Origin of the sequence: Kitasatospora sp. HUAS MG31, from assembly GCF_040571325.1 — a bacterium.
Taxonomy (GTDB): Bacteria; Actinomycetota; Actinomycetes; order Streptomycetales; family Streptomycetaceae; genus Kitasatospora; species Kitasatospora camelliae.
The window spans coordinates 802812-824776 of record NZ_CP159872.1 but is presented as its reverse complement, the minus strand read 5'-3'; the positions used below and the strand labels follow the sequence as shown (position 1 = coordinate 824776).

Below are 21965 nucleotides of genomic sequence, written 5' to 3'. Positions count from 1 at the left end.
ACTTGTCCTGACCGGGGTGGTCCGTGCGAGGTCGCCGCCACCCGCCGCCGACCACCCGCTCGGGTGAGGGGGCGGCCGCCGCAGGGCAGGCAACGACTCCAGAACGGAACTCCCCGTGGCCGGAGACCAGCACTACGACGTCATCATCATCGGCACCGGAGCCGGCGGCGGCACCCTGGCGCACCGGCTGGCCGGCACCGGCAAGCGGATCCTGGTCCTCGAACGCGGCGACTACCTGCCCCGCGAGCGCGCCAACTGGGACTCCACCGCCGTGTTCGTCAAGGGCCGCTACCGCGCCCCCGAGTACTGGTACGACAAGGACGGCAACGCCTTCCCGCCCGAGGTCAACTACTACGTCGGCGGCAACACCAAGTTCTACGGCGCCGCGCTGTTCCGGCTGCGCCCCGAGGACTTCGGCGAGCTGCGCCACCACGACGGGCTCTCCCCGACGTGGCCGATCGACTACGCCGACCTGGAGCCGTACTACTCCGAGGCGGAGCAGCTCTACCGGGTCCACGGCCGGCACGGCGAGGACCCGACCGCGGGCCCGGCGAGCTCCCCGTACCCGTACCCGCCGGTGGAGCACGAGCCGCGGATCCAGCAGCTCAGCGACGACCTGGAAAAGCACGGCCTGCACCCCTTCCACCTGCCGATCGGGGTGGACCTGCTGCAGGACGAGCAGGGGCGGGCGGCCCGCGGCAGCCGGTGCATCCGCTGCGACCGGGTGGACGGCTTCCCGTGCCTGCTGGGCGCCAAGTCCGACGCCCAGGTGATCTGCGTGGACCCGGCCCTGGAGCACCCGAACGTCACCCTGGTCACCCGGGCGCACGTCCGCCGGCTGGAGACCGACCCGACCGGGCGGACGGTCACCGGCGCGGTCGCCGAACTCGCCGGCGGCGACACCGCGACCTTCACCGCCGACCTGGTGGTGGTCGCCTGCGGCGCGGTCAACTCGGCTGTCCTGCTGCTGAATTCGGCCAACGATCGGCACCCGGACGGCCTTGCCAACAGCTCCGGCGTGGTCGGCCGGTACTACATGCGGCACAACAACCTGGCCCTGATGGCGGTCTCCAAGGAGCCCAACCCGACGCTGTTCCAGAAGACCCTGGCGCTGCACGACTGGTACCTCGGCGCGGACGACTGGGACTACCCGCTGGGCGGCATCCAGATGCTCGGCAAGTCCGACGCCGACCAGATCCACGGCGAGGCGCCGCGCTGGGCCGGGGTGGTCAGCCCCGACATGCCGTTCGAGGTACTGGCCCACCACGCCGTGGACTTCTGGCTCTGCGGCGAGGACCTCCCCGACCCCGCGAACCGGGTCACCCTGGACGCCGAGGGCAACGTCCACCTCGCCCTGGACGAGAAGAACAACACCGCCGGACTGAAACGGCTCCGCCACAAGCTCCAGGGCATGCTGGGCAAGCTCGGGATGCACGAGCACCACCTGCTGCCGCACAGCATCTACCTGCACAAGGGCATGCCGATCGGCGCCACCGCCCACCAGGCCGGCACCGTCCGGTTCGGCACCGACCCGGCCACCTCCGCCCTGGACGTCCACTGCAAGGCCCACGACCTCGACAACCTCTACGTCGTGGACACCTCCTTCTTCCCCAGCATCGGCGCGGTGAACCCGTCCCTGACGGCCATCGCCAACGCCCTGCGGGTCGGCGACCACCTCGCCGACCGGATGCGCTGACGCCCGGACCCCCGAGGAGAGCCAGAGATGACGACACGACGGATGGACGCGCTGGTCGTCTTCGGCGCGACCGGCGACCTCGCCAAACTGGAGACCTTCCCCGCCCTGGTGGGCCTGGTCGAACGCGGCGTCCTGGACGTCCCGGTGGTGGGCGTGGCCAAGGCCGGCTGGGACCTGCAGCAGTTCCGCGGCTACGCCGAGGCCTCGCTCACCCTCAACGGCATGGACCCGAAGTCCCCCGCCGCGACCAGGATGCTCGGCCTGCTGCGCTACGTCGACGGCGACCTCGGCGACGAGGCCACCTACCGGGCCATGTCCGAGGCCATGGGGGAGGGCGGGAGCGCCCTGTACTACCTGGAGGTGCCGCCGCCGCTGTTCGGCCGGATCGCCCAGGGCATCGCCGGCGCCGGCCGCGCCGAGGGCGCCCGGATCATGGTCGAGAAACCCTTCGGCAGCGACCTCGCCAGCGCCCGCAAGCTGAACGAGACCATGCACCGGTACTTCCCCGAGGACGCCATCTACCGCGTCGACCACTGGCTCGGCCTCGACCCCGTGGAGAACGTGCTGTTCGCCCGGTTCGCCAACTCGGTGATCGAGCCGCTGCTCAACCGCACCCACGTGGAGTCCATCCAGATCACCATGGCCGAGGCCTTCGACGTCTCCGACCGCGGCCGCTTCTACGACCGCACCGGCGCGATCCGCGACGTGGTGCAGAACCACATGCTCCAGGTGCTCGCCACCGTCCTCGCCGACCCGCCCTCCGGCCAGGGCCTCAGCGCCTGGCGGGACTCCAAGGCCGTCACCGTCGCCTCGCTGCGGCCGCTCACCCCCGACCACATCGTCCGCGGCCAGTACGAGGGCTACCTGGACGTCGACGGCGTGGACCCCGGGTCCACCGTGGAGACCTTCGCCGCGATCCGGCTCACCGCCGACTCCTGGCGCTGGTCCGACGTCCCCATCCTCATCCGCGCCGGGAAGTGCCTGCCGGTGACCGCCACCGAGGTCAGCATCCGCTTCCGCCGCGCCCCGCACGACGTGTTCGGACTGCGGCCGGTGCCCGCCACCAACATGCTCCGCTTCCGGGTCTGGCCGAAGACCCAGGTCGCCCTCACCCTCGCCGGCAAGCGGCCCGGCGGCGGCTGGGAGGCCAACCACGAGGAACTCTCCTTCAGCGAGCTGCCCGGCTCCGACATGCGCCCGTACGACCGGCTGATCGGCGCCGCCCTGGACGGCGACCGCTGGCTGTTCGCCCGGCAGGACACCGTGGAGAACGCCTGGAAGGTCGTCGACCCCGTCCTCGGCGACGCCGTCCCGGTCCACCCGTACGCCCGGGGCACCTGGGGTCCCAAGGAGGCCGACGCCCTCCTCGCCGACGGCGACAGCTGGTACGACCCGACGGGGTGAGCCCGCCCTGACCCCGCCCTGACCGGGGCCGGGGTGCCCCCGCCGCCGATCGGATGAACCCGCCGGGGGCCGCGGCCCGCCTGCGACCCCCCGCCGCCCGGGCGGTGACACCATCACCGCCGTGACGGCAGACCAGATCCTGTTGGGCGTCGCCCTGATCCTGGTCCTCGGCGTGGGCTGTCAGATCCTCGCCGCCCGGCTGCGCATCCCCGCGCTGGTCCTGCTGCTGCCCGCCGGCTTCACGGCCGGGGCGCTCACCGAGGTGGTCGACCCGGTCAAGCTGCTCGGGCCAGCCTTCTCCCCGCTGGTCTCGCTGGCCGTCGCGGTGATCCTCTACGACGCCAGCCTCGGCCTCGACCTCCAGCGGCTGCGCGGCCACACCCGCAGCGTGGTCGTCCGGCTGATCCTCATCGGCACGGTGGTCAACTGCATGCTCGGGGCGGTCTCCGGCAGCCTGCTGTTCGACCTCTCGCAGGGCGCGGCCACCATGCTCGGCGCGATCCTGGTGGTCTCCGGGCCGACCGTGGTGGGACCGCTGCTGGGCTTCGTCCGCCCGGTGGAGCGGCTCCAGCACATCCTCGCCTGGGAGGGCTCGCTGATCGACCCGGTCGGCGCGATCCTGGGCGCGCTGGTGTTCCACGCGGTCAGCGCCGGCAGCCCGCACCAACCGGGCCACCAATTCGTCCAGTTCCTGATCAGCGTCACGGTCGGCCTGGCCGGCGGGGCCGTCGGCACCGGCGTCCTGTGGCTGCTGCTCGGCCGGCTCCGCCTCCCCGAGACCCTCGGCACCTCCGCCCAGCTCGCCGTGGTGGTCGGCGTGGCCGCGGTCTGCGACGTGCTCAGGGAGGACTCCGGCCTGATCGCCGCGGTGGTGGTCGGTCTCGCCGTGGCCAACCTGCCGGGGATGGACATCCCGGCCCGCAGCCCGTTCTTCGAGACCCTGGTCCAGCAGATCCTCGGGGTGCTGTTCGTCTCCATCTCGGCCACCATCACCCCGTCCTCGCTGAACGGCCTGATCCTGCCCGCCGTCGGCCTGATCGCCGTCCTGACGCTGCTGGCCCGCCCGCTGGTGGCCTTCCTCTCCACCCTCCGCACCGACCTGAGCCGCGGCGAACGGGCCTTCGTCGGCTGGATGGCCCCGCGCGGCATCGTCGCCGCCTCCACCGCCTCCACCTTCTCGGTCTCGCTGGCCGCCGCCGGCGTGGCCACCGCCTCCGAGATCCTGCCGATCACCTTCCTGGTCATCGTCGGCACGGTCGTCCTCTACGCCTTCACCGCCGCACCCGTCGCCGGCCGGCTCGGGGTGCGCCGGCCCGCCTGGTCCCGGCCCCTGCTGGTCGGCGGCGACGCCTGGGTGGTCGACCTGGGCCGGGCGCTGCACGGCGCCGGCATCGACGTCCTGATGTGGGCCGGCCTGGAGGAGCAGCGCCGGCAGATCCTGGACGCCGGCCTGGAACTGGCCCCCGGCGAGCTGCTGGCCGCCGCCACCGGCTCCGGTGCCGAACTGGAGGGCATCACCTCGGTCCTGCTGCTCACCGCCGAGGACGACTTCAACGCGCTCGCCTCCACCCTCCTGCGCGGCACCGCCGAGGGCCCGGTCTACCGGCTCGGACCGCCGCACCACGGCCACGGCGTGGTCGCCCCGTACACCGGCGGCGAGACCCTGTTCACGGCGGCCCTCACCCGGATCGAGATCGACCGCCGCTACCGGGCCGGCGCCGCCGTCCTGACCCGCCCCGCCGGCCCGGAGGTCCCCGAGGGCTACGAGGTGCTGTTCCGCATCCGCGCCAACGGCCAGCTGGCCCCGGTCACCCCCACCGCCGTCCCGCGGCGCGAGGAGGGCGACGTGGAGGTGCTGCTCGGACCCGCCGCGAGCCGTCCCGCGCCGGCGGGCTGACGGCTCCATGGACCTGATCCACGTCCGGCTGCTGACCACGCCCGCGCTCACCGGGCGGACCGTCGACCTGCTCACCGCCGACCGGCACGTCCTCAACCTGGTGGTGCTCGCCTCCGCCGCCCCCGGACCGGCCGCCGACCTGCTGGAGTGCGACGTGGTGAAGGGCGCCGCCAACCAGGTCCTCGGCGACCTGCGCGGGCTGGGGATCGACCGGGACGGCTCGATCGCGGTGGACGAGGTCGAGATCATGTTCTCCCGGTGGGCCGAACGGCTGGAGGCCGCCGAACCCACCACCCTGGTGCACACCCCGCTCTGGGCCGCGGTCGAGGCCAACATCCGCGCCTCCGGCACCTACCTGCCGAGCTTCTACCTCTACCTGGTGATCGCCGGCCTGATCGGCTCGGTCGGCATCATGACGAACTCCCAGATCCTCATCGTGGCGGCCATGGTGGTCGGACCCGAGTACGGCGCGATCACCAGCATCGCCCTCGGCCTGGACCGCGGGAACCGCCGCCGGGTCCGGGACGGCCTGCGCGCCCTCGCCCTCGGCTTCACCCTGGCCATCCTGGTCACCCTCGGCTTCGCCGTCCTGGTCCGGCAGGCCGGCCTCCAGTCGCACGCCTTCGACCTCGGACTGCGACCGGTCTCCAACCTGATCAACACCCCCAACCTGCTCTCCGCGACCGTCGCCGTGCTGGCCGGCGTGGTCGGCATCGTCTCGCTCGCCGAGGCGCGCAGCAGCGCCCTGCTCGGGGTGTTCATCTCGGTCACCACCATCCCGGCGGCCTCCGACGTGTCCGTCTCCATCGCCTTCGGCGCCTGGTCCGGGGCCCTGGGCTCGCTGCTCCAACTCCTGCTGAACGTCGTGCTCCTGGTCCTCGTCGGCGTGCTCACCCTGCGTATCCAGCGCCGGCTGTGGCGGTTCGCCGCCCGCCGACTCGGGGGGAGCACCGGGCGGTGGGGGCCCGGGCCGCGCTGAGCAGCGCCGACTCCGCTCCGGGGGCCGGACCCGGCAGCCCGGACGCCGGGTGATCGGTGCCGGTCCGGACACGGATATGCTGCCGCCCCGTCACGCCCTCGCGACGAGGGCCGGGAAATGGGTGGGAGTCAAGTCATGATGGGACCGGCGCACGCGCTGTCCGGCGCGGCGGCGTGGTTGGGAGCGGGGGCCGTCGCGGCCGGGCTCGGAGAGCCGATGCCGTGGCCGGTGCTGCTGGTCGGGGCGCTGATCTGCGCCGGCGCGGCCCTGGCGCCGGACCTCGACCACAAGGCGGCGACCATATCCAGGGCCTTCGGCCCGGTCTCCCGCACCCTGTGCGAGGTGATCGACAAGCTGTCGTACGCCGTCTACAAGTCCACCCGCAAGCCCGGCGACCCCAAGCGCTCGGGCGGCCACCGGACGCTCACTCACACCTGGGTCTGGGCCGTGATGATCGGCGCGGGCGCGGCGGCCGTGGCCGTGTACGGCGGCCGCTGGGGCGTGCTGGCGGTGCTGTTCGTCCACGTGGTGCTGGCCGTCGAGGGCCTGCTGTGGCGGGCCGCCCGGGTCTCCAGCGACATCCTGGTCTGGCTGCTCGGCATCACCGGTGCCTGGATGCTGGCCGACGTCATCGACCGGCCCGGCAACGGCTCCCAGTGGCTGTTCCACGAGCCCGGGCAGCAGTACCTGTGGATCGGCCTGCCGATCGTCCTGGGCGCGCTGGTGCACTGCCTCGGTGACGCGCTCACCGTCTCGGGCTGCCCGGTGCTGTGGCCGATCCCGATCGGCCGCAAGCGGTGGTACCCGCTGGGGCCGCCGAAGCCCATGCGGTTCCGGGCGGGCAGCTGGGTGGAGATCAAGGTGCTCACGCCGGTGTTCATGGGCGTCGGCGGGCTGTGCGCGCTGGGAGCGCTGGACTTCTTCCACTGATCCGGGCCCGCCTGAGGGGCGCGTGGGGAGGGTACCTCCCACGCGCCCCTCTGTGGTTTTTCGCTACCCGTGACCCGTTCCGGGCAGGTGGGTGCGGCGGGCCTCCGGGTCGAAGACGCCGAGGATCTCGGCCGGGCCGCCCTGGGCGCCGAGGGCGTGCGGGATCATCGTGGAGAACTCCGCCGCCTGCCCGGCCTCGACGAGGATCCGGCGGTCCGCGAGCTGGAGGACGAGGGTGCCGGACAGCACGGTGAGCCACTCGCTGCCGGGGTGGGCCCGCAGCTCGGTGGAGCGGCTCGCGGGCGCCGCGGTGATCCGCATCCGGGCCACCGTCAGCCGGGGGTCGCGGACCATCGTCCAGTGCGTGACCCCGCGCGCGGCGTCGTGCTGCGGCCGGATCACCACGTCCTCGTCGGAGGCGGACTCCACCAGCTGGTCCAGCGAGGTGCCGAGGGCGCGGGCGATGGCGGTCAACTGGTCCAGCCCGATCCGGCGGTGGCCGGTCTCGATCCGGCTCAGCGTGGACGGGCTGAGGTAGCAGCGCGCGGCCAGCTCGTCCAGCGACCAGCCCATCGCCACCCGCAGCCCCCGGATCCGCTTGCGCACCAGGGTGTCGAGACCGCCGTCTTCTTGCGTCATACGCAAGAGACTATGCGATCGGCGCAAGGCTCTCGTACGGTCGACCCATGGCACACCCCGAGCACCACCAGCACGGTCACCACCACCCCCGGCACGCGCCACACGGCACCGGCCCCGGCACCCTCGGTCGGGAGGAGGACGTCCGGGCCGAGATCCTCGACCTGGACGCCGAGGTGCTGCGCACCCACCTCGCCGAGCTGACCGGCCGGCTCGCCGAGCTGGCCGGCGACACCCCGGTGCGGCGGATCCTCGACCTGGGCAGCGGCACCGGCGCAGGCACCTTCGCGCTGCTCGACCAATTCCCCGGAGCCGGGTCACGGCCCTGGACCGCTCCCCGCAGCTGCTGCGGCGCCTGCGCGAGGCGGCGGAACGGCGCGGCACGGCGGACCGGCTCGGCACCGTGGAGACCGACCTGGACGCCCCCTGGCCGGACCTCGGCCCCTCGGCCGACCTGGCGTGGGCCTCGGCCTCCCTGCACCACCTCGCCGACCCGGACGGCACGCTGCGCCGGACGTTCGCCGCCCTCCGCCCCGGCGGCCTGCTGGCCGTGGTCGAGCCGGACGGCCTCCCGCGCTTCCTGCCCGCCGACCTCGGGACCGGACGCCCCGGACTGGAGGACCGCTGCCGGGCCCTGACGGCGCCGCGGACGGCGGAGGCCGCCCTGCACCCGGCCGCGGACTGGGCGCCGGCCCTGGAGCGGGCCGGCTTCACCGTCGAGGCCGAGCAGCGGTACGCCCCGCGGCCGCCCCGCCCGCTGCCGGACTCCGTCGGACGCTACGCCCACGCGGTGCTGACCCGGCTGCGGGCCGCCCTGGACGGCCGGCTGGACCCCGAGGACACCGAGGTGCTGGACCTGCTCCTCGACCCGTCGGACCCCGAGGGCGTCCTCAGCCGCCAGGACCTGGACTTCCGCACCGAGCGCACGCTCTGGGTGGCCCGCCGGCCCCCGGTGTCGGGCTGAGGAACCGGGCCGCGCCCGGTCAGCGGTCGCGGTGGACCACGGCCAGGCCCCAGATGGCGACCAGGCACACCGCGATCACCGTGAGCGACCAGAGCGGGTAGTACGGGATCGACAGGAAGTTCGCGATGATCAGCAGGCTCGCGACGATCAGCGCCGCGATCCTGGCCCAGAGCGCCAGCCGGAACAGGCCGACGCCGACCAGCACGGCGAGTACGGCCAGCACCACGTGGATCCAGCCCCAGGCGGTCAGGTCGAACTTGAACACGTAGTTCGGCGTGGTCGCGTACACCTCGTCGTTCGCGATGGCCATGATGCCGCGCAGCAGGTTGAGCACCCCGGCGATCAGCATCATCACGGCGGTGACGGCGACCACGCCGCTCGCCACCGGGTGGGTGGTCCCCCGGTCCTGCACGTTCCCGGACATGTCCCGCCTCCTCGTGAGCGGACGGGCCGGCGTGGGCCGGCCGGGGCCGCACGGTGACCGGCACCGGGGCCATCGCTCTTCAGTATCACCAGGTCGGGCCGGACCGGCCCGTCAGGAACGTTCGTCCTCCACCGAGGGCGCCACGATCACCGGGCAGGGCGCGCGGTGCAGCAGCCCGTGCGGGACGGACCCGAGCCGCATGCCCGTCCACCCGCCGCGCCCCCGCCGCCCCACCACCACGGCCAGCGCGTGCCGGCCGGCCTCGGACAGCACCTCCACCGGGTGCCCCCGCACCACCTCGTGGCTCACCGTCACGTCCGGGTGGGTCGCGCTGCGCCCGGCCGTGGTCTCGGCCAGCAGCCGGCGCAGCGTGGCGATGGCGCCCTCCTCGTCCAGGTGGGCGATCAGCGTGGACTGCCACGCCCAGACGGCCCGCAGCTCGGCGCCGCGCAGCGCGGCCTGGTCGAAGGCGAAGTCGACGGCGGCGGCCGCGGACGGGCTGCCGTCCACGCCGACGACCAGGTACGGCGGGTTCTCGGTGGTGTGCTCGGGCGCGCGGACCACCGCCACCGGGCAGTGGGCCTGGGCGGTCACCGGCACGGTCACCGAGTACGCGCTGAGCAGTTCCTCCAGCCGGCTCATCCCGCGCGAGCCGAGGACGACCAGCTCGGCATGGTGGGACTCCCGGCTCAGGACCTGCCCCGGCCTGCCGTCCGCGAGGGCCGTGACCACGTGCAGGTCGGGGTGCCGTTCGCGGGCCGTCAGCGAGGCCTTGTCGAGGGCCTCGTCCGCGGTGCGGCGCAGCGCCTCCTGGTACCGGGACTCCTCGTATCCGCGGATCTCCCGGCTGGCCGGCGGGACGGCGTGGACCAGGCGCAGCGGCAGCCCCCGGCGGGCGGCCTCGTCGGCGGCCCAGGCGACGGCCATCGGTGTGGCGTCGACGGCGTCGATCCCGAGGACGATCGGACGGCGTTCGCTGGCGGATCCCATGGCTCCTCCACCGTGGTGCGTGGCGGCCGCCCGGCGGTCGCGCGAGGACCCCCTACTGGCACTGTACCGGCGCGGCCCGGACCCGGCGTGGTACGGCCGGACGGGTGAACGCCGCACGCGCGACGAGGGCGGCGGCCGGGGTGTCCCGGCCACCGCCCCCGCCCGGTTCACCCGGGTGTCAGGTCACCGGCGGGAAGGGCTCCGCGTCCGGCTTCAGCACCTGGCCCGGCTTCGGCACGGCCTTGTCCACCAGGTACGAGGTGACCAGGGCGTTGAGCGCCTTGCTGCGGCCGACCGCGCAGTGCTCCACCGAGTCCACGGTCACCAGGACGGCGCGGGAGAGCTGCCGCTGCATCCGCTGCGCGAACACGTACTGGGTGGCCGGGTCGTAGAGGTTGCCGATCACCATGACCGGGTTGGCGGTGCGGCGGTTCCACGGGCCGCTGAACCGCTCGACGTCGCGGGCCGGGGCCGGCCAGGTGGCGCAGGCCGGGGCGTCGAAGGCCTGGTAGCGGCCGAAGGTGGGCGACTGCCACTCCCAGGCGCGGGCCAGCAGCGGGAACACCTGCGGGTTCGACGGGTACGGCTTGTCCTGGCAGTTGACGCCATAGTACGAGTCGTCGGCGGTGTACGGGGTGTCCGCCGGGGCCTCGCGCAGCGCGGAGGGGACGGTCACCGCCAGCACCTTGGCGTCCTCGGCGGAGGCGGAGCCGCCGGCGGCCAGGGACGGGGCCTGCTGCCCCTGCACCACCTGGTCCAGCGCCTGGAGCGACTTGGCGAGCGGCGCCTGCCGGCTCTGCGCGTACAGGGCGTTGGCGACCTGGCTGGTGAAGCTGCTCAGGGTGACCTTCGTGCCGTCCGGCAGGGTGACCGGGGAGGTGCGCAGGTGGTCGCGGAGGGCGTCGAACCGGGCCCGGGTGTCGCCCTCGCCGAAGGCGCAGCGCGGGGCGCCGGCCGTCTGGCAGCGCTTCAGGAACTCGGCCAGCGCGATCTCGAAGCCGTCCGCGCGCTGCCGGTCGTACTCCAGGCCGTTGTGCAGGCGCAGGTTGGGGTCGACGTTGCCGTCGATGATCAGCGCGCGGACCTTGTCCGGGTACATGTTGGCGTAGGTGGCGCCGATCAGGGTGCCGTAGGAGAACCCGGCGAAGTTCAGCTGGGCGTCGCCGACGGCGCGGCGCATCCGGTCGAGGTCGCGCACCACGTTGATGGTGGACATGTGCTCGATCAGCCGGCCGGCGTTGCGGCCGCAGGCGTCGGTGTAGTCCCGGGTCGCGGCGAGGGTCCCGTCGACCTCGGCCCCGGTGACCGGCACTCCGGTCATCCGGTCGAAGACCGCGTCGGCCTCCTCGGCGGTCCCGAAGCACCGCAGCGGGTTGCTCCTGGCCACCCCGCGCGGGTCGAAGCCGACCAGGTCGAAGCGCTCCTGCACGACCGGCTCGAACCGGGTGGTGGTCGCCCACAGGTAGCCGCTGCCGCCCGGGCCGCCGGGGTTGAGGAACAGCGAGCCGATCCGCTTCGCCGGGTCGCCGGCCCGGCGGCGCATCATCGCGATGCCGACCTTCTCGCCCTCCGGGTGGGCGTAGTCCAGCGGCACGGGGTAGACGGCGCAGTCGTAGATCTTCGGGTCCGGCTTGGACGGATCCGGGTTGCACGGTGTCCAGGCGACCGGGTCGACCTTTGCCTCGGCCACCGCCTGGGGCGCCGGGTCCACCGGCGCGGCCGTCGCGGCGACGGTGGACCCGGTGACGAGGGCCAGCGCACAGGCGACCGCTCCGGTCAGGGTGGATATGCGGGACAAGGAACCTCCTCCGTACTGAAAGGGCGCGCCCAGCCTTCCAGTCGGAGATCGCGGAGGGAAGACCACTGAATGGCCTTAAAACCTTTGGCAATTAGCCGTTTTGCCGCATAAATATACTGTGAATAGGTGATCTTGACTGATCGTCAACTCACCGGACGGGTGGGACCGTTCGCGGCGACGGTCCCGGGTCAGTGGCCCGGGTGGGCGAGGAGGAGGGTGCGGGAGACGGTGTCCTCGGTCCCCGGTTCGACGATCACGAACTGGCCCATCATGCCCGCGTCCTCGTGCCGCAGGAGGTGGCAGTGGTACATGTACGGCGCCCCCGGGTCCGCGTACCGGCCGAACTGGACGGCCAGCCGGACGGTGCTCCTGGTCGGCACGAACACGGTGTCCTTGTAGCCGGCGGAGTGGGCGGGCGGCGGCGTGCCGGCCACGTCCAGGATCTGGAAGGAGACCTCGTGGATGTGGAAGTTGTGGGACGAGGCGGAGTTCTCCACCTCCCAGATCTCGACGGCGCCGGTCGGCACCACCTCGTCGATCCGGGCCATGTCCATCGTCCGGCCGTTGATGGAGTCCCGGGCGTTGAGAGTGAAGTGCCGCACCCGGGCGTCGGCCGCCGGGGTGATCGCGGTGAACGGCACGATCTGCTCGCCGGGGGCAGGGGTGGGGCGCAGCTCGGACGCGGTCACCAGGCGCAGCAGGTCGAAGTCCCCCTTGCCGATGTCCAGCCCGTTGTCCACGGTCCGCAGCACCACCTGCTCGCCGGGCGTGAAGGCCACCACGATCTCCACCCGCTCGCCCGGGGTGAGCGGCACCTGGTCGACCTCGGCCGGCGTGCCGAGCAGCCCGCGGTCGTTGCCGACCACCTGGAAGTGCCGCCGGTCGGAGAGTTCCAGGGTGTACATCCGCGCGTTGGAGGCGTTGAGGACGCGGAACCGCACCCGCTCCGTCAGCACCGCGAACCCGGGGTCGTACACGCCGTTGACCAGCACGTGGTCGCCGAGGATGCCGAACGGGCCCTTGAGCGGGTCGCCGGAGAAGGAGCCGTCCTCGGCGAACATCTTGTCCTGGAGGATCAGCGGGACGTCGTCCACGCCGTACTCGGAGGGCAGTCCGGCGTCCGGTCCGTCGTCGATCACGAACACGCCGGCCAGGCCGTGGTAGAGGTGGAGCGAGGTCTTCCCGTGCGGGTGCGGGTGGTACCAGGCGGTGGCGGCGGGCTGGTCGATCTCCCACTCCGGGGTCCACTCGGCGCCGGGATCGACCGGCCGGTGCGGCCCGCCGTCCATCGCGGCCGGCAGCCGCAGGCCGTGCCAGTGCACCGTGCTCGCCTCGCCCAGCGTGTTGCGGATGGACATCCGCACCCGGTCGCCGCGGGCGGCCCGCAGGGTCGGGCCGAGGAACGGGCCGTTGAAGCCCCAGGTCGGGGTCTGCTTCCCCGGCAGGATCTCGGTCTCCCCGGCCTGCAGGGTCAGCTCGTAGTGGCGGACGCCGTCCGGGCCCGGGTCCGGGTGAAGCAGCGGCGGCACCCGCAGCGGGGTGCCCACGTCGACCGGCGGGGCGGGGTCCGGCTCGGGCGGGGCGGTGCCACAGGCCGTGGTCAGACCGGAGGCCGCGGCCAGCGCCAGGAACTGGCGTCTGTTCACGAGCGAACGCATGGGCGCCCCTTTCGCGCGGGATGGGTGGGCCGGCCCGGGCCGCCGAGCCTGGCCGCCGGCCCGTCCAACCGGTATACCGCCCGGACCGGCCGCGACCGTTGACAGCACGAGCGGGCGGGCTCCGAAGTACCCGGACAGACCCGTGGGAGGGCGCCCGGAAGGGCGATCCGGAGAGCGGGCGGGAGAGCGGGCGGACGGTCCGTCAGGAGATCCGCGGGGCGCCCGGGAACAGGCCGGGCCCGACACTCCCCGACCCGCCGCCCGGGCGACCCGTGATCTGCCAGAATCGGTCGTTCGGACTGTCACCGAGGGAGGGCCTGTGGGCGGGCAGGAGATGCGGTCGCGGATTCCGCAGCTGCGGCTGGACGAGCTGCTGGAGGAGCTCCAGGCCAGAATCGACGCCGCCCGCGGTACCCGGGACCGGGTGCACAGCCTGCTGGAGGCGGTCCTCTCGGTGGGGCGGGAACTCGACCTCACCCACGTCCTGCGGCGGATCGTCGAGGCGGCCGCCGTCCTGGTGGACGCCCGCTACGCGGCGCTCGGGGTGATCGGCCCGGACGGCGAGAGCCTCTCGCAGTTCCTGACGGTCGGCCTCGGCGAGGAGGAGATCGCCCGGATCGGCCCGTACCCGACCGGCAAGGGGCTGCTGGGCGAGCTGATCCGGCACCCGGAGTCGCTGCGGCTGGGGGAGCTGAAGCGGCACCCGGCGTCGTTCGGCTGCCCGGCCCACCACCCGGTGATGCGGACGTTCCTGGGCGTGCCCGTCCGGGTGCGGGACGAGGTGTTCGGCAACCTCTACCTGACCGACAAGCGCGGCGGCGAGGAGTTCGACGCGGACGACGAGTCGGTGATCGCCACCCTGGCTGTGGCCGCCGGGGTCGCCATCGACAACGCCCGGCTGTTCGAGGAGGCGCAGCGCCAGCAGCGGTGGCTCAGCGCCAGCGCCGAGATCACCCGGAACCTGCTCTCCGGCAGCTCCCGGACCCAGGTGGTCGACCTGATCGCGCAGCGGGCGCGGGACATCACCGGGGCGGTGCTGGCCGAGGTGCTGGTGCCGGTGGACGGCCGGGCGGCGCTGCGCGCCGAGCCGGGCGCCGGGCCGCGGCCGGGCGGCGGCCTCGGGCCGGACGGGCGCGACGGGCTGGATGGGCTGGACGGTCCGGGTGGTCCGGGTGGTTCGGGTGGTTCGGGTGGTTCGGACGGTCGGGACTGCGGTGCGGGTGCGGAGAGTCCGGTGGTGGCGGTGCAGGGCACCCTGCCCGGCGAGGCGTTCGCGCAGGGTGCCGCGGTGACCGCTCCCCGGCTGGTGGGCGACGGCGCGACGGGGGGTTCCGGCGGTCCGGAGCGGGTGGGTGGGCCGGCCCGGTACCGGGGTCTTGGCCCGGCGGTGGCGGTCCCGCTGGGCCGGGTCGAGGGCCGGGTGGAAGGGGTGCTGCTGCTGGCCAGGGACGCCGGGTCGGCGGAGTTCACCGAGCGGGAGATCGGCCCGCTGCTCGGGTTCGCGGACCAGGCGTCACTCGCTCTGGAGCTGGCCGAACGCCGCCGGGACGCCGAGCAGTTGGCGATGCTGGAGGACCGCGACCGGATCGCCCGCGACCTGCACGACCTGGCCATCCAGCGGCTCTTCGCCACCGGTATGACGCTGCAGAGCGCGGCCCGGTTCATCGACCACCCGGGGGCCTCCGACCGGGTGCTGCGGGCGGTCGGCGACCTGGACGAGACCATCAAGATCATCCGATCGACCATCTTCGGCCTGCGGGCCCGGGAGGAGGGCGCCGACCAGGGCCTGCGGGCCCGCGCCGTCCAGGTGGTGGGGGAGGCCCAGGCGGCCCTCGGGTTCGCGCCGCGCCTCAGCATGGAGGGGCTGCTGGACACCGACGTGCCGCCGGCCGTCGCCGACCAGGTGGTGGCGGTGCTGGGGGAGGCTCTCAGCAACGCCGCCCGGCACGCCCGGGCCGACCGGGTCGAGGTGGTGCTCCGGGCGACCGGCGACCAGGTGGTGCTGGTGGTCGAGGACGACGGCGTCGGCGTACCCGCCCAGGACGACCGCGGCCGGGCGCGCAACGGCCTGCGCAACCTGGCCGAGCGGGCGACCGGCCTCGGCGGCACCTTCGAGCTCTCCGGCCCGCCCGCCGGCGGCACCCGGCTGACCTGGTCCGCCCCCCTGGCACGATGACGCCGGGAGCCGGCCGGGCCCCAACTCGCCAATCGGCGAGGGGTATTCCGGATATCCACGTTGACCTCGGCGGTGGCCCGGGTGAAGGGTGGGGGCGGCGGTACGCCACCCTTCCCCGGACCACGAACGGATGAGTCGTCAGCATGCGCAGATCCCTGCACGCGGCCCACGTCTACATGATCCTCGGCGTCATCTCGGGCCTGTACTACCGGGAACTCACCAAGGCCCACCACTTCGAGGGCGAGACCCAGCTGTCCGTGGTGCACACGCACCTGCTGGCCCTGGGCATGCTGGTCTTCCTGATCGTCCTCGCCCTGGACAAGCTGTTCCGGCTGTCCGGCTCGCGGCACTTTACGGCCTTCTTCTGGACGTACAACGCCGGGCTCGCCCTGACCGTCCTGACGATGACCTACCGCGGCACGATGACCGTCCTGGGCCACTCCGTGCCCGAGGCGGTGTCCGGGATCGCCGGACTCGGGCACATCGTCATCACCGTCGGCCTGGTCCTGCTGTTCACCCTGCTCGGCAAGCGCGTCCCCGCCACGCACACGGCCGCCGACCCCGAGGCCGTGGCCGAGTCGGTGTAGGGCGTGGAAGCCGAGCAACCTCCAGTCGGCCGTCAGGCGACCCGGGTGTCGGCGTCCGGCAGGGTCCGTCCGCTGACCAGCTCGGGGCGGATGCGGATGGTCACCGGCAGCGTCTCCGGGACGGGAGCCTCCGCCGCCGCCCGGCGGGCGTGCGCGTCGGCGACGTCCGCCCGGCCCAGGACGGTGACGCTCCAGCCGGTGCCGTCCTCGGCGACCTCGCCCGCCTCGAAGGCGACCAGGGCGCCGGAGACGGCCCGTACCAGCTGGGACCGGGCGGCGGCGTGGATCACCACGCTGCCGTCACCGTCGAGCCGGTACCGGACGGGGAGGACGGCGGGCAGGGCGCCCACGGTGTAGACGATGCGGCCGACCCGGGCTCCGGCGAGGCGCCGCAGGTTCAGCCGGGTCTCGGTCAGCTCGTGGTCGGGTGTCATGGATCGATCCTCGTTCGCGGCCGGGGCCGGGACCAGGGGTCCAAGGTCCCGAAGCCCCGCCGTACGGCCGCCGTACGGCCCTCTGTCGGCCGCCTCGCCGCCGGTTGCCGCGCTCGCCGCTCCGTCCGCCGCCGGGCCGGAACGCTCGGCCGGTACCCCGTGTGCCACCCGTTACTCCGGCGTCCGGGCGGGCCGACCGTCCTGGGCGGCGAGGGTCCGGGTGGCGATGACGGCGGCCTGGACCCGGCGTTCCACGCCGAGCTTCGCCAGCAGCCGGGAGATGTGGTTCTTGACCGTCTTCTCGGCCAGGTAGAGCCGCTGGCCGATCTGCCGGTTGGTCATCCCCTCGCCGACCAGCGCCAGGATCTGCCGCTCGCGCTCGGTGAGCTGGGGGAAGTCGGGGGTCGGCGCGGCGTGGTCGTTCCGCAGCCGGGCCATCAGCCGGGTGGTCGCACCGGGGTCCAGCATCGACTGGCCGGAGGCCACCGTGCGTACCGCCGAGACCAGGTCGGTGCCCCGGATCTGCTTGAGCACGTACCCGGCGGCGCCCGCCATGATCGAGTCCAGCAGGGCGTCCTCGTCGTCGAAGGAGGTGAGCATGAGGCAGGCCAACTCGGGCATGGTGGAGCGGAGTTCCCGGCAGACGGTGACCCCGTCGCCGTCCGGCAGGCGCATGTCCAGCACGGCCACGTCGGGCCGCAGTGCCGGGATCCGGGCGAGCGCCTGCTCGGCGGTGCCGGCCTCGCCGACCACCAGCAGGTCCGGTTCGGAGTCCAGCAGGTCGTGTACGCCCCGGCGGACCACCTCGTGGTCGTCCAGGAGGAACACCCGTACCGGTCCCGCCGCTTCGATCCCCGCTTGTTCCGCCATCACCGCTCCGAACCCCGTGTTCCGGCCGCCCGCTCCCGGCGGACCGCCCTCGGTGGGAGTCTGCTTGCCGGGCGACCCCCGCCGATAGGGCCGGAGGGCCCTATTCGCGCGGACATGACCAGTGGCCTGGCCGATCACGGTCACACCGGCACCCGCGCGGGAGGGGCGGACCGGCCCAGGTCGGGACCGATGGGCCGGCGATCGGGACCTTGGGCCCTCGGCCGGATCGGGTGATCTGCCGCATGCTGGTGGAGGCCGAGGGAACTCTTGGTTCGGCCCCCTACGTTCCAGTCAGCGTGGGGAGCGGTTCCGTCCGGCGTGGGGGTCGGACGACCGCCCGGAGGACCGGGGTGGAAGCGGCGTGGGGGCCGCTCCACCCCGGTCCCCCCTTTGTCGGGAGGAGTCGGGTGGAGCGGCCCCTGGCCGTTCGTCCCGCCGTCGGACCGGCGGCGTCGGACCGGCGCCGTCGACAGCGCCGTCCGGCGAGTGCTGCGGCCGAGTGCTGCGGCTCAGTGCCGGGCCGCGGGCCGGCCCACCGGGATCTCGGACTCGCAGGTCAGCACCCGGTCCAGCCCCATCAGGCAGATCACCCGCCGTGGCTGCCGCCCCAGTCCGCGCAGGACCAGGGTGGTGGACGCCATCCGCTGCTCGTTCAGCCGCTCGAACAGGGCCACGCCGGAACTGTCGCAGAAGGTCACCGCGGTCAGGTCCAGGACCAGGTCGCGGCTGCGGTCGGCGGCCAGGGGCCGCAGCCGGGGCTCGATGCTCGCGGCGGAGAGGGCGTCGAGTTCGCCGCGCAGCCGTACGACCGTCTCGTGCCCGGTCGGTGGGCGGGACACCGAGGCGATCACGGTGTCCGGTGTCGGTGCGGCATGAGTCAAAGCGGCCTCCGGAGGTCGTGCGGCAGCCCGGGCCGCCCGGTCGGGGCGTGGCTGCGACTGACACCCCATCAGGAGGGGTGGGGGTGCGGCGAGACCTTCAGGTCCCGACCCGTCAGGGCCGAAGGTCCCGGGTCCGCGGACCGAGCCCGAACGGGTGGCGGCCGCACTGCCCCCGGCCGGTGGGTCCGACCCGGAAGGGCCCGCTCCCGCCGGAGGTCTCGGCCCGGTCGGGGAGCCCGTCACTCCTCCCGGTCGGCCGGGTTCGGCGCGAGGGCGGAGCCCGGACCGTAGAGGTCGTCGGACCCGGCGTAGGAATCCTCCTCGACGCTGCGCACGGGGTGCTCCCGCGGGGACCGGCTGGAGAACAGGTCGTCGCCGAGACCTGCCTCCTCCATGTCGGCCAGCGGGTGCGGAGGCTGCTGCTGCTTTCCGCCGCTCATCGGACGCTCCCACCGCCATCGGTCAGGACACGATCGATGCTACTCCGGCGGCTCTCCCACGCCCATGAGCCGGTGCGGCGAGTGCGGCGAGTGCGGAGGGTGCGAGCCGCATCCGCGACGCCGCCGACGGGGTACCTGTCGGGCCGCAGGTGGGGGCGCCTGTCGGGCCGCAGGTCGGGGCGCCTGTCGGGGCGTGGGCCGGAGTGCCGGACGGGCCGGGAGCGGGGTCACCGGGAGCCACCGACTGCAGAGCCGGGCGCGTAATGGGACATTGGGAGGGACCTCCCTGGTGCAGGCGGTCGCCCGGTCACCGGGCGGGAGTCCGCCGCAGCCGGCTGCCGGCCACCGCACCCCGCGGACCGGCGCCGACGGGCCCGGGTCCGGCCCGTCCGGGCGCGGCCCGGCGGTGTTCCCTCCCGGTGGCGTCGGTACCAGGGTTCGACCGACCGTTCGCGGCGGACCGGCGGGCAGGACCCGCGCATCCGACGGGAACGGTCAGGCGGAGCCCGGGGCCCGGCCCGGAGGCTGCGGGCGGACACCACCGCAGAGTGCGAGGTGTCGTGGCCGGCGAAGGAGAATCACATGTCGGACGAAGAGTTGATGGGCGACGAGGTCTACCAGCCCGACGGCTCCGAGGTTCAGGACGACATCGGGCCGCTGGAGCCCGAGGACACCCTCGAGGACCGGGGGCTGGACTCGGCCCTCGACGAGGGGTACGCCGCCCCGGAGCGGCCGCTGGGAGTCGAGCGGTTCGGCACCACGGCCGCCGAGCAGCAGCGGGGCCAGAGCTTCGAGCAGCGGCTCAGGGCCGAGCTGCCGGAGGTCGCCGACTTCGACGGGGACGGGATCGGCGACACCTACGGCACCGACGGCGAGCTGATCGACCCGGAGGCGGGCGAGGTGCGGAGCGGCCGGCTGGTGCTGGCCGCCGACGCGCGCAGCGACCTGGTCGCGGACGACGTCGGCATCTCCGGCGGCGCGGCGAGTGCCGAGGAGGCCGCCATGCACACCACCGACGACCCCGAAGCGCTCGGCCTGACCTGAGCGGCACCGCGGCTCCGGCCCGCCGGAGAGCGGCTCGGAGGGTGGCTGCGGAGGTGGCTGCGGAGGTGGCTGCGGAGGTGACTGCGCGCGGCTGACGGGGCGTCATGGCCCGCTGCCCGGAGGGCAGGGGCGTCGGATGGCGTGCTAGCGGGGCTGCGCCAGACGGTCGGCCAGCTCGGTCAGAACGGCGCCCAGCGGCAGGCAGACCTTGGCCGCCGCATACGCGTCGCCGCGGGTGTCGCCCTGGTTCACGATCGCGACGGGCTTGCCGGTGCGGGCCGCGTACCGGACGAAGCGCAGCCCCGACATCACCGTCAGCGAGGAACCCAGGACCAGCAGCGCCCGCGCCGCGTCCACCAGTGCGAAGCAGCGCTCGACCCGCTCCTTGGGCACGTTCTCACCGAAGAACACCACGTCCGGCTTGAGGATCCCGCCGCACGCCTCGCAGGCGGCGATCCGGAACCCGCCGACCAGGGCGTCCGGCAGCTCGACGTCGCCGTCCGGGTTGAGCCGCGGCACACCGTCGGCGCCGCCCTCGCGGAACGCGGCGTTCAGGGCGTGCAGACGCCCGTCCAGCTCCTCGCGGGAACTCGTACGGCGGCAGCCCAGGCAGACCACCCGGTCCAGACCGCCGTGCAGCTCGACGGCGTCGCGGGTACCGGCGGCGTGGTGCAGGCCGTCCACGTTCTGGGTGATCACGGACGCCAGGTGGCCGGAGCGGCGCAGCGACTCCACGGCGTGGTGCCCGGCGTTGGGCTCCGCCCGGGCGATCGTCCGCCAGCCGACATGGCTCCGCGCCCAGTAGCGGCGGCGGCCGTCCTCACTCCCCACGAACTCCTGGTACGTCATCGGGGTACGGCGCCGCAGGCTGCCGGTCTCGCCCCGGTAGTCGGGGATACCGGACTCCGTGGACAGGCCCGCACCGCTCAGCACGGCCACGTTCCCGCCCGCCAGCAGCCGCACCACCTCCGCCACACCGGCCTCCGGCCCACCCCCGCCGCCGCCCCCCGACCACTCCACCATCGGACGCACACGCATGCCCCGAGCCTAACCGGCCGCCCCACGCCCCGGGCCGACGCCTGAGGAACGCATCTGGTCAACCACCGAGGGGCGCCGGGGAACTGCGGGCAGCGGAAGACAGCTCGCGTCAGCTGTCCCCTTGTCGCGCAGTTCCCCGCGCCCCTTTCTTCGCGTACCCGGCCGCAAGGTTTTCGGTGGGGACCGTCATGTGTGCGGGGGTGTCCGCTGCCTACCGTGAAATGGCCCGCTCTGCGGGTCGGGTCGGCTGCCGTCTGCGCCGGCCGAGTCTCACGGGGGAGTTCCTGGTGTCCTATCGACCTGCCCGGTCGGCGGTGAAGACCACGTTGGCGGTCGCCGCCGTACCCGTCCTGCTGCTGGCCGGGGCCACCGGCCGTTACGTCGTCGACCTCGCGCCCGCCGCCCCGCCCGAGGGGCCGGTGCCGCGGCCGCAGGTGGGTCTGACCGTGCTGGCGGCGGAGTACTCGGGCATGCTGATGCAGGCGTTCGGTGCGGCGCCGTCCACGGCGGCCGACGGTGCCGCGGTCGGTGCGATGCCGGCCAGCGGCCGGGACTCGCAGGAGTGGCTGGTGCGTGTGTCGGCCAGCGGCGAGCTGGTGGTCCAGTCGCTGCTGGCGAGCACGGACGGGGGCGGCCCGCTGCTGCTGACCACGGACCCGGACGACTCGGTGTACCTGCAGCACGACCGTTTGCCGGACGTCCCCGCCGGGCACCCGGCGCAGTTGTGGACGTTCGACGACAGCCCGGGCGGCTGGGAGCGGCTCGGACGGTTCGCCGAGCGGTTCCGGATCCGCGCGCACCTGGGCGGCTGCCTCCTGGACCACGGGTACGGCGAGCGGCTGACGGTGGGCCGGTGCGACGACCCGCGGTCCTGGTGGACGGCGCAGTCCCCGCGCGGGTCCAAGGACCGGTCCGGTCGCCCGTCGCAGGCGCCGCGGCCCCCGCAGGTGGTCTGACCGGGGTCGGGGCCACCCCGGACCGCCGACGCGCACCGAAGGGTTTCGCTCGGGCGACCGAGAGATTTCCGCCGTCCGGGCCCACCGCGGCCCCTCGGCACACCATGATCGATTGATGGAGCCGGGAGGCTGTCCTCCCGGACGGATGATGTGGGGAGTACGA

Annotated in this window: 21 protein-coding genes; 10 read left to right on the top strand and 11 right to left on the bottom strand. The window is 73.9% G+C overall.

Features of this window, described 5'->3' with window-relative positions:
• The first annotated feature begins 115 nt into the window (after window positions 1–115).
• From ABWK59_RS03925 to ABWK59_RS03905, 5 genes are all read left to right on the top strand, one after another.
• Window positions 116–1696, top strand: coding sequence for a GMC family oxidoreductase (locus ABWK59_RS03925; protein ID WP_354637885.1), 1581 nt, complete (start codon window positions 116–118; stop codon window positions 1694–1696).
• 27 nt (window positions 1697–1723) lie between these two features.
• Entirely contained in the window at window positions 1724–3100 is a 1377-nt protein-coding gene (zwf, locus tag ABWK59_RS03920; protein WP_354637884.1) for a glucose-6-phosphate dehydrogenase, read from the top strand.
• A gap of 121 nt (window positions 3101–3221) precedes the next feature.
• Window positions 3222–4997 carry a cation:proton antiporter gene (locus ABWK59_RS03915; RefSeq protein ID WP_354637883.1) on the top strand — a complete coding sequence of 592 codons (1776 nt, stop codon included), beginning with the start codon at window positions 3222–3224 and terminating at the stop codon, window positions 4995–4997.
• Between the two features lie 7 nt (window positions 4998–5004).
• Window positions 5005–5976 carry a DUF389 domain-containing protein gene (locus ABWK59_RS03910; protein WP_354637882.1) on the top strand — a complete coding sequence of 324 codons (972 nt, stop codon included), beginning with the start codon at window positions 5005–5007 and terminating at the stop codon, window positions 5974–5976.
• A gap of 135 nt (window positions 5977–6111) precedes the next feature.
• On the top strand, window positions 6112–6906 hold the full coding sequence (locus tag ABWK59_RS03905; RefSeq protein ID WP_354637881.1) for a metal-dependent hydrolase: 795 nt from the start codon (window positions 6112–6114) through the stop codon (window positions 6904–6906).
• A gap of 63 nt (window positions 6907–6969) precedes the next feature.
• On the opposite strand, the gene ABWK59_RS03900 is transcribed toward ABWK59_RS03905, so the two are convergent.
• Both ABWK59_RS03900 and ABWK59_RS03895 read right to left on the bottom strand, forming a co-directional pair.
• Window positions 6970–7545, bottom strand: coding sequence for a helix-turn-helix domain-containing protein (locus tag ABWK59_RS03900; RefSeq protein WP_354637880.1), 576 nt, complete (start codon window positions 7543–7545; stop codon window positions 6970–6972).
• Window positions 7542–7844, bottom strand: coding sequence for a hypothetical protein (locus ABWK59_RS03895; RefSeq protein ID WP_354645202.1), 303 nt, complete (start codon window positions 7842–7844; stop codon window positions 7542–7544). The genes ABWK59_RS03900 and ABWK59_RS03895 overlap by 4 nt, the downstream gene beginning before the upstream one ends.
• Here ABWK59_RS03895 and ABWK59_RS03890 point away from each other — a divergent pair.
• Window positions 7844–8506, top strand: a complete 663-nt coding sequence (locus ABWK59_RS03890; RefSeq protein WP_354644818.1) for a class I SAM-dependent methyltransferase — start codon at window positions 7844–7846, stop codon at window positions 8504–8506. The genes ABWK59_RS03895 and ABWK59_RS03890 overlap by 1 nt on opposite strands.
• Before the next feature lie 19 nt (window positions 8507–8525).
• On the opposite strand, the gene ABWK59_RS03885 is transcribed toward ABWK59_RS03890, so the two are convergent.
• The 4 genes from ABWK59_RS03885 to ABWK59_RS03870 all read right to left on the bottom strand — a co-directional run bounded on the left by ABWK59_RS03885 (window position 8526) and on the right by ABWK59_RS03870 (window position 13376).
• A complete protein-coding gene (locus ABWK59_RS03885) occupies window positions 8526–8930 on the bottom strand; it encodes a DUF7144 family membrane protein (protein ID WP_354637879.1) in 405 nt (134 codons plus the stop codon).
• Between the two features lie 111 nt (window positions 8931–9041).
• Window positions 9042–9920 carry a universal stress protein gene (locus tag ABWK59_RS03880; protein ID WP_354637878.1) on the bottom strand — a complete coding sequence of 293 codons (879 nt, stop codon included), beginning with the start codon at window positions 9918–9920 and terminating at the stop codon, window positions 9042–9044.
• Window positions 9921–10098: 178 nt separating this feature from the next.
• Window positions 10099–11718, bottom strand: a complete 1620-nt coding sequence (locus tag ABWK59_RS03875; protein ID WP_354637877.1) for an alpha/beta hydrolase — start codon at window positions 11716–11718, stop codon at window positions 10099–10101.
• A 188-nt stretch (window positions 11719–11906) separates the two neighbouring features.
• Window positions 11907–13376: a multicopper oxidase family protein gene (locus ABWK59_RS03870; protein WP_354637876.1), complete on the bottom strand. Its 1470-nt coding sequence runs from the start codon at window positions 13374–13376 to the stop codon at window positions 11907–11909.
• Between the two features lie 334 nt (window positions 13377–13710).
• On the opposite strand from ABWK59_RS03870, the gene ABWK59_RS03865 reads away from it, so the two are divergent.
• Window positions 13711–15552 (top strand): GAF domain-containing sensor histidine kinase, encoded by a 1842-nt coding sequence (locus ABWK59_RS03865; RefSeq protein ID WP_354637875.1) that lies wholly within the window; start codon window positions 13711–13713, stop codon window positions 15550–15552.
• A gap of 143 nt (window positions 15553–15695) precedes the next feature.
• Complete coding sequence (locus tag ABWK59_RS03860; protein ID WP_354637874.1) at window positions 15696–16139, top strand: DUF2871 domain-containing protein; 444 nt, start codon at window positions 15696–15698, stop codon at window positions 16137–16139.
• Between the two features lie 32 nt (window positions 16140–16171).
• Here the strand turns inward: ABWK59_RS03860 and ABWK59_RS03855 are convergent, their stop codons facing one another.
• From ABWK59_RS03855 to ABWK59_RS03840, 4 genes are all read right to left on the bottom strand, one after another.
• Window positions 16172–16573: a pyridoxamine 5'-phosphate oxidase family protein gene (locus ABWK59_RS03855; RefSeq protein ID WP_354637873.1), complete on the bottom strand. Its 402-nt coding sequence runs from the start codon at window positions 16571–16573 to the stop codon at window positions 16172–16174.
• A 171-nt stretch (window positions 16574–16744) separates the two neighbouring features.
• Window positions 16745–17443, bottom strand: coding sequence for a response regulator transcription factor (locus ABWK59_RS03850; protein WP_354637872.1), 699 nt, complete (start codon window positions 17441–17443; stop codon window positions 16745–16747).
• 509 nt (window positions 17444–17952) lie between these two features.
• Complete coding sequence (locus tag ABWK59_RS03845) at window positions 17953–18282, bottom strand: STAS domain-containing protein (RefSeq protein ID WP_354637871.1); 330 nt, start codon at window positions 18280–18282, stop codon at window positions 17953–17955.
• Between the two features lie 281 nt (window positions 18283–18563).
• Window positions 18564–18764: a hypothetical protein gene (locus tag ABWK59_RS03840; protein ID WP_354637870.1), complete on the bottom strand. Its 201-nt coding sequence runs from the start codon at window positions 18762–18764 to the stop codon at window positions 18564–18566.
• 582 nt (window positions 18765–19346) lie between these two features.
• Here ABWK59_RS03840 and ABWK59_RS03835 point away from each other — a divergent pair.
• Complete coding sequence (locus ABWK59_RS03835; RefSeq protein ID WP_354637869.1) at window positions 19347–19808, top strand: DUF5709 domain-containing protein; 462 nt, start codon at window positions 19347–19349, stop codon at window positions 19806–19808.
• A 144-nt stretch (window positions 19809–19952) separates the two neighbouring features.
• Here ABWK59_RS03835 and ABWK59_RS03830 read toward each other — a convergent pair whose 3' ends face one another.
• Window positions 19953–20846 carry an NAD-dependent protein deacetylase gene (locus ABWK59_RS03830; RefSeq protein WP_420492726.1) on the bottom strand — a complete coding sequence of 298 codons (894 nt, stop codon included), beginning with the start codon at window positions 20844–20846 and terminating at the stop codon, window positions 19953–19955.
• Between the two features lie 287 nt (window positions 20847–21133).
• Here ABWK59_RS03830 and ABWK59_RS03825 point away from each other — a divergent pair, with 287 nt between their 5' ends.
• Window positions 21134–21802 carry an RICIN domain-containing protein gene (locus tag ABWK59_RS03825; protein WP_354637868.1) on the top strand — a complete coding sequence of 223 codons (669 nt, stop codon included), beginning with the start codon at window positions 21134–21136 and terminating at the stop codon, window positions 21800–21802.
• The last annotated feature ends 163 nt before the right edge of the window (window positions 21803–21965 follow it).

Coding starts and splice junctions, on each gene's coding strand:
- zwf (WP_354637884.1), top strand. CDS start 1,724: ATGACGACACGACGGATGGACGCGCTGGTCGTCTTCGGCGCGACCGGC.
- ABWK59_RS03910 (WP_354637882.1), top strand. CDS start 5,005: ATGGACCTGATCCACGTCCGGCTGCTGACCACGCCCGCGCTCACCGGG.
- ABWK59_RS03905 (WP_354637881.1), top strand. CDS start 6,112: ATGATGGGACCGGCGCACGCGCTGTCCGGCGCGGCGGCGTGGTTGGGA.
- ABWK59_RS03900 (WP_354637880.1), bottom strand. CDS start 7,545: ATGACGCAAGAAGACGGCGGTCTCGACACCCTGGTGCGCAAGCGGATC.
- ABWK59_RS03885 (WP_354637879.1), bottom strand. CDS start 8,930: ATGTCCGGGAACGTGCAGGACCGGGGGACCACCCACCCGGTGGCGAGC.
- ABWK59_RS03880 (WP_354637878.1), bottom strand. CDS start 9,920: ATGGGATCCGCCAGCGAACGCCGTCCGATCGTCCTCGGGATCGACGCC.
- ABWK59_RS03870 (WP_354637876.1), bottom strand. CDS start 13,376: ATGCGTTCGCTCGTGAACAGACGCCAGTTCCTGGCGCTGGCCGCGGCC.
- ABWK59_RS03865 (WP_354637875.1), top strand. CDS start 13,711: ATGCGGTCGCGGATTCCGCAGCTGCGGCTGGACGAGCTGCTGGAGGAG.
- ABWK59_RS03860 (WP_354637874.1), top strand. CDS start 15,696: ATGCGCAGATCCCTGCACGCGGCCCACGTCTACATGATCCTCGGCGTC.
- ABWK59_RS03855 (WP_354637873.1), bottom strand. CDS start 16,573: ATGACACCCGACCACGAGCTGACCGAGACCCGGCTGAACCTGCGGCGC.
- ABWK59_RS03850 (WP_354637872.1), bottom strand. CDS start 17,443: ATGGCGGAACAAGCGGGGATCGAAGCGGCGGGACCGGTACGGGTGTTC.
- ABWK59_RS03840 (WP_354637870.1), bottom strand. CDS start 18,764: ATGAGCGGCGGAAAGCAGCAGCAGCCTCCGCACCCGCTGGCCGACATG.
- ABWK59_RS03835 (WP_354637869.1), top strand. CDS start 19,347: ATGTCGGACGAAGAGTTGATGGGCGACGAGGTCTACCAGCCCGACGGC.
- ABWK59_RS03830 (WP_420492726.1), bottom strand. CDS start 20,846: ATGCGTGTGCGTCCGATGGTGGAGTGGTCGGGGGGCGGCGGCGGGGGT.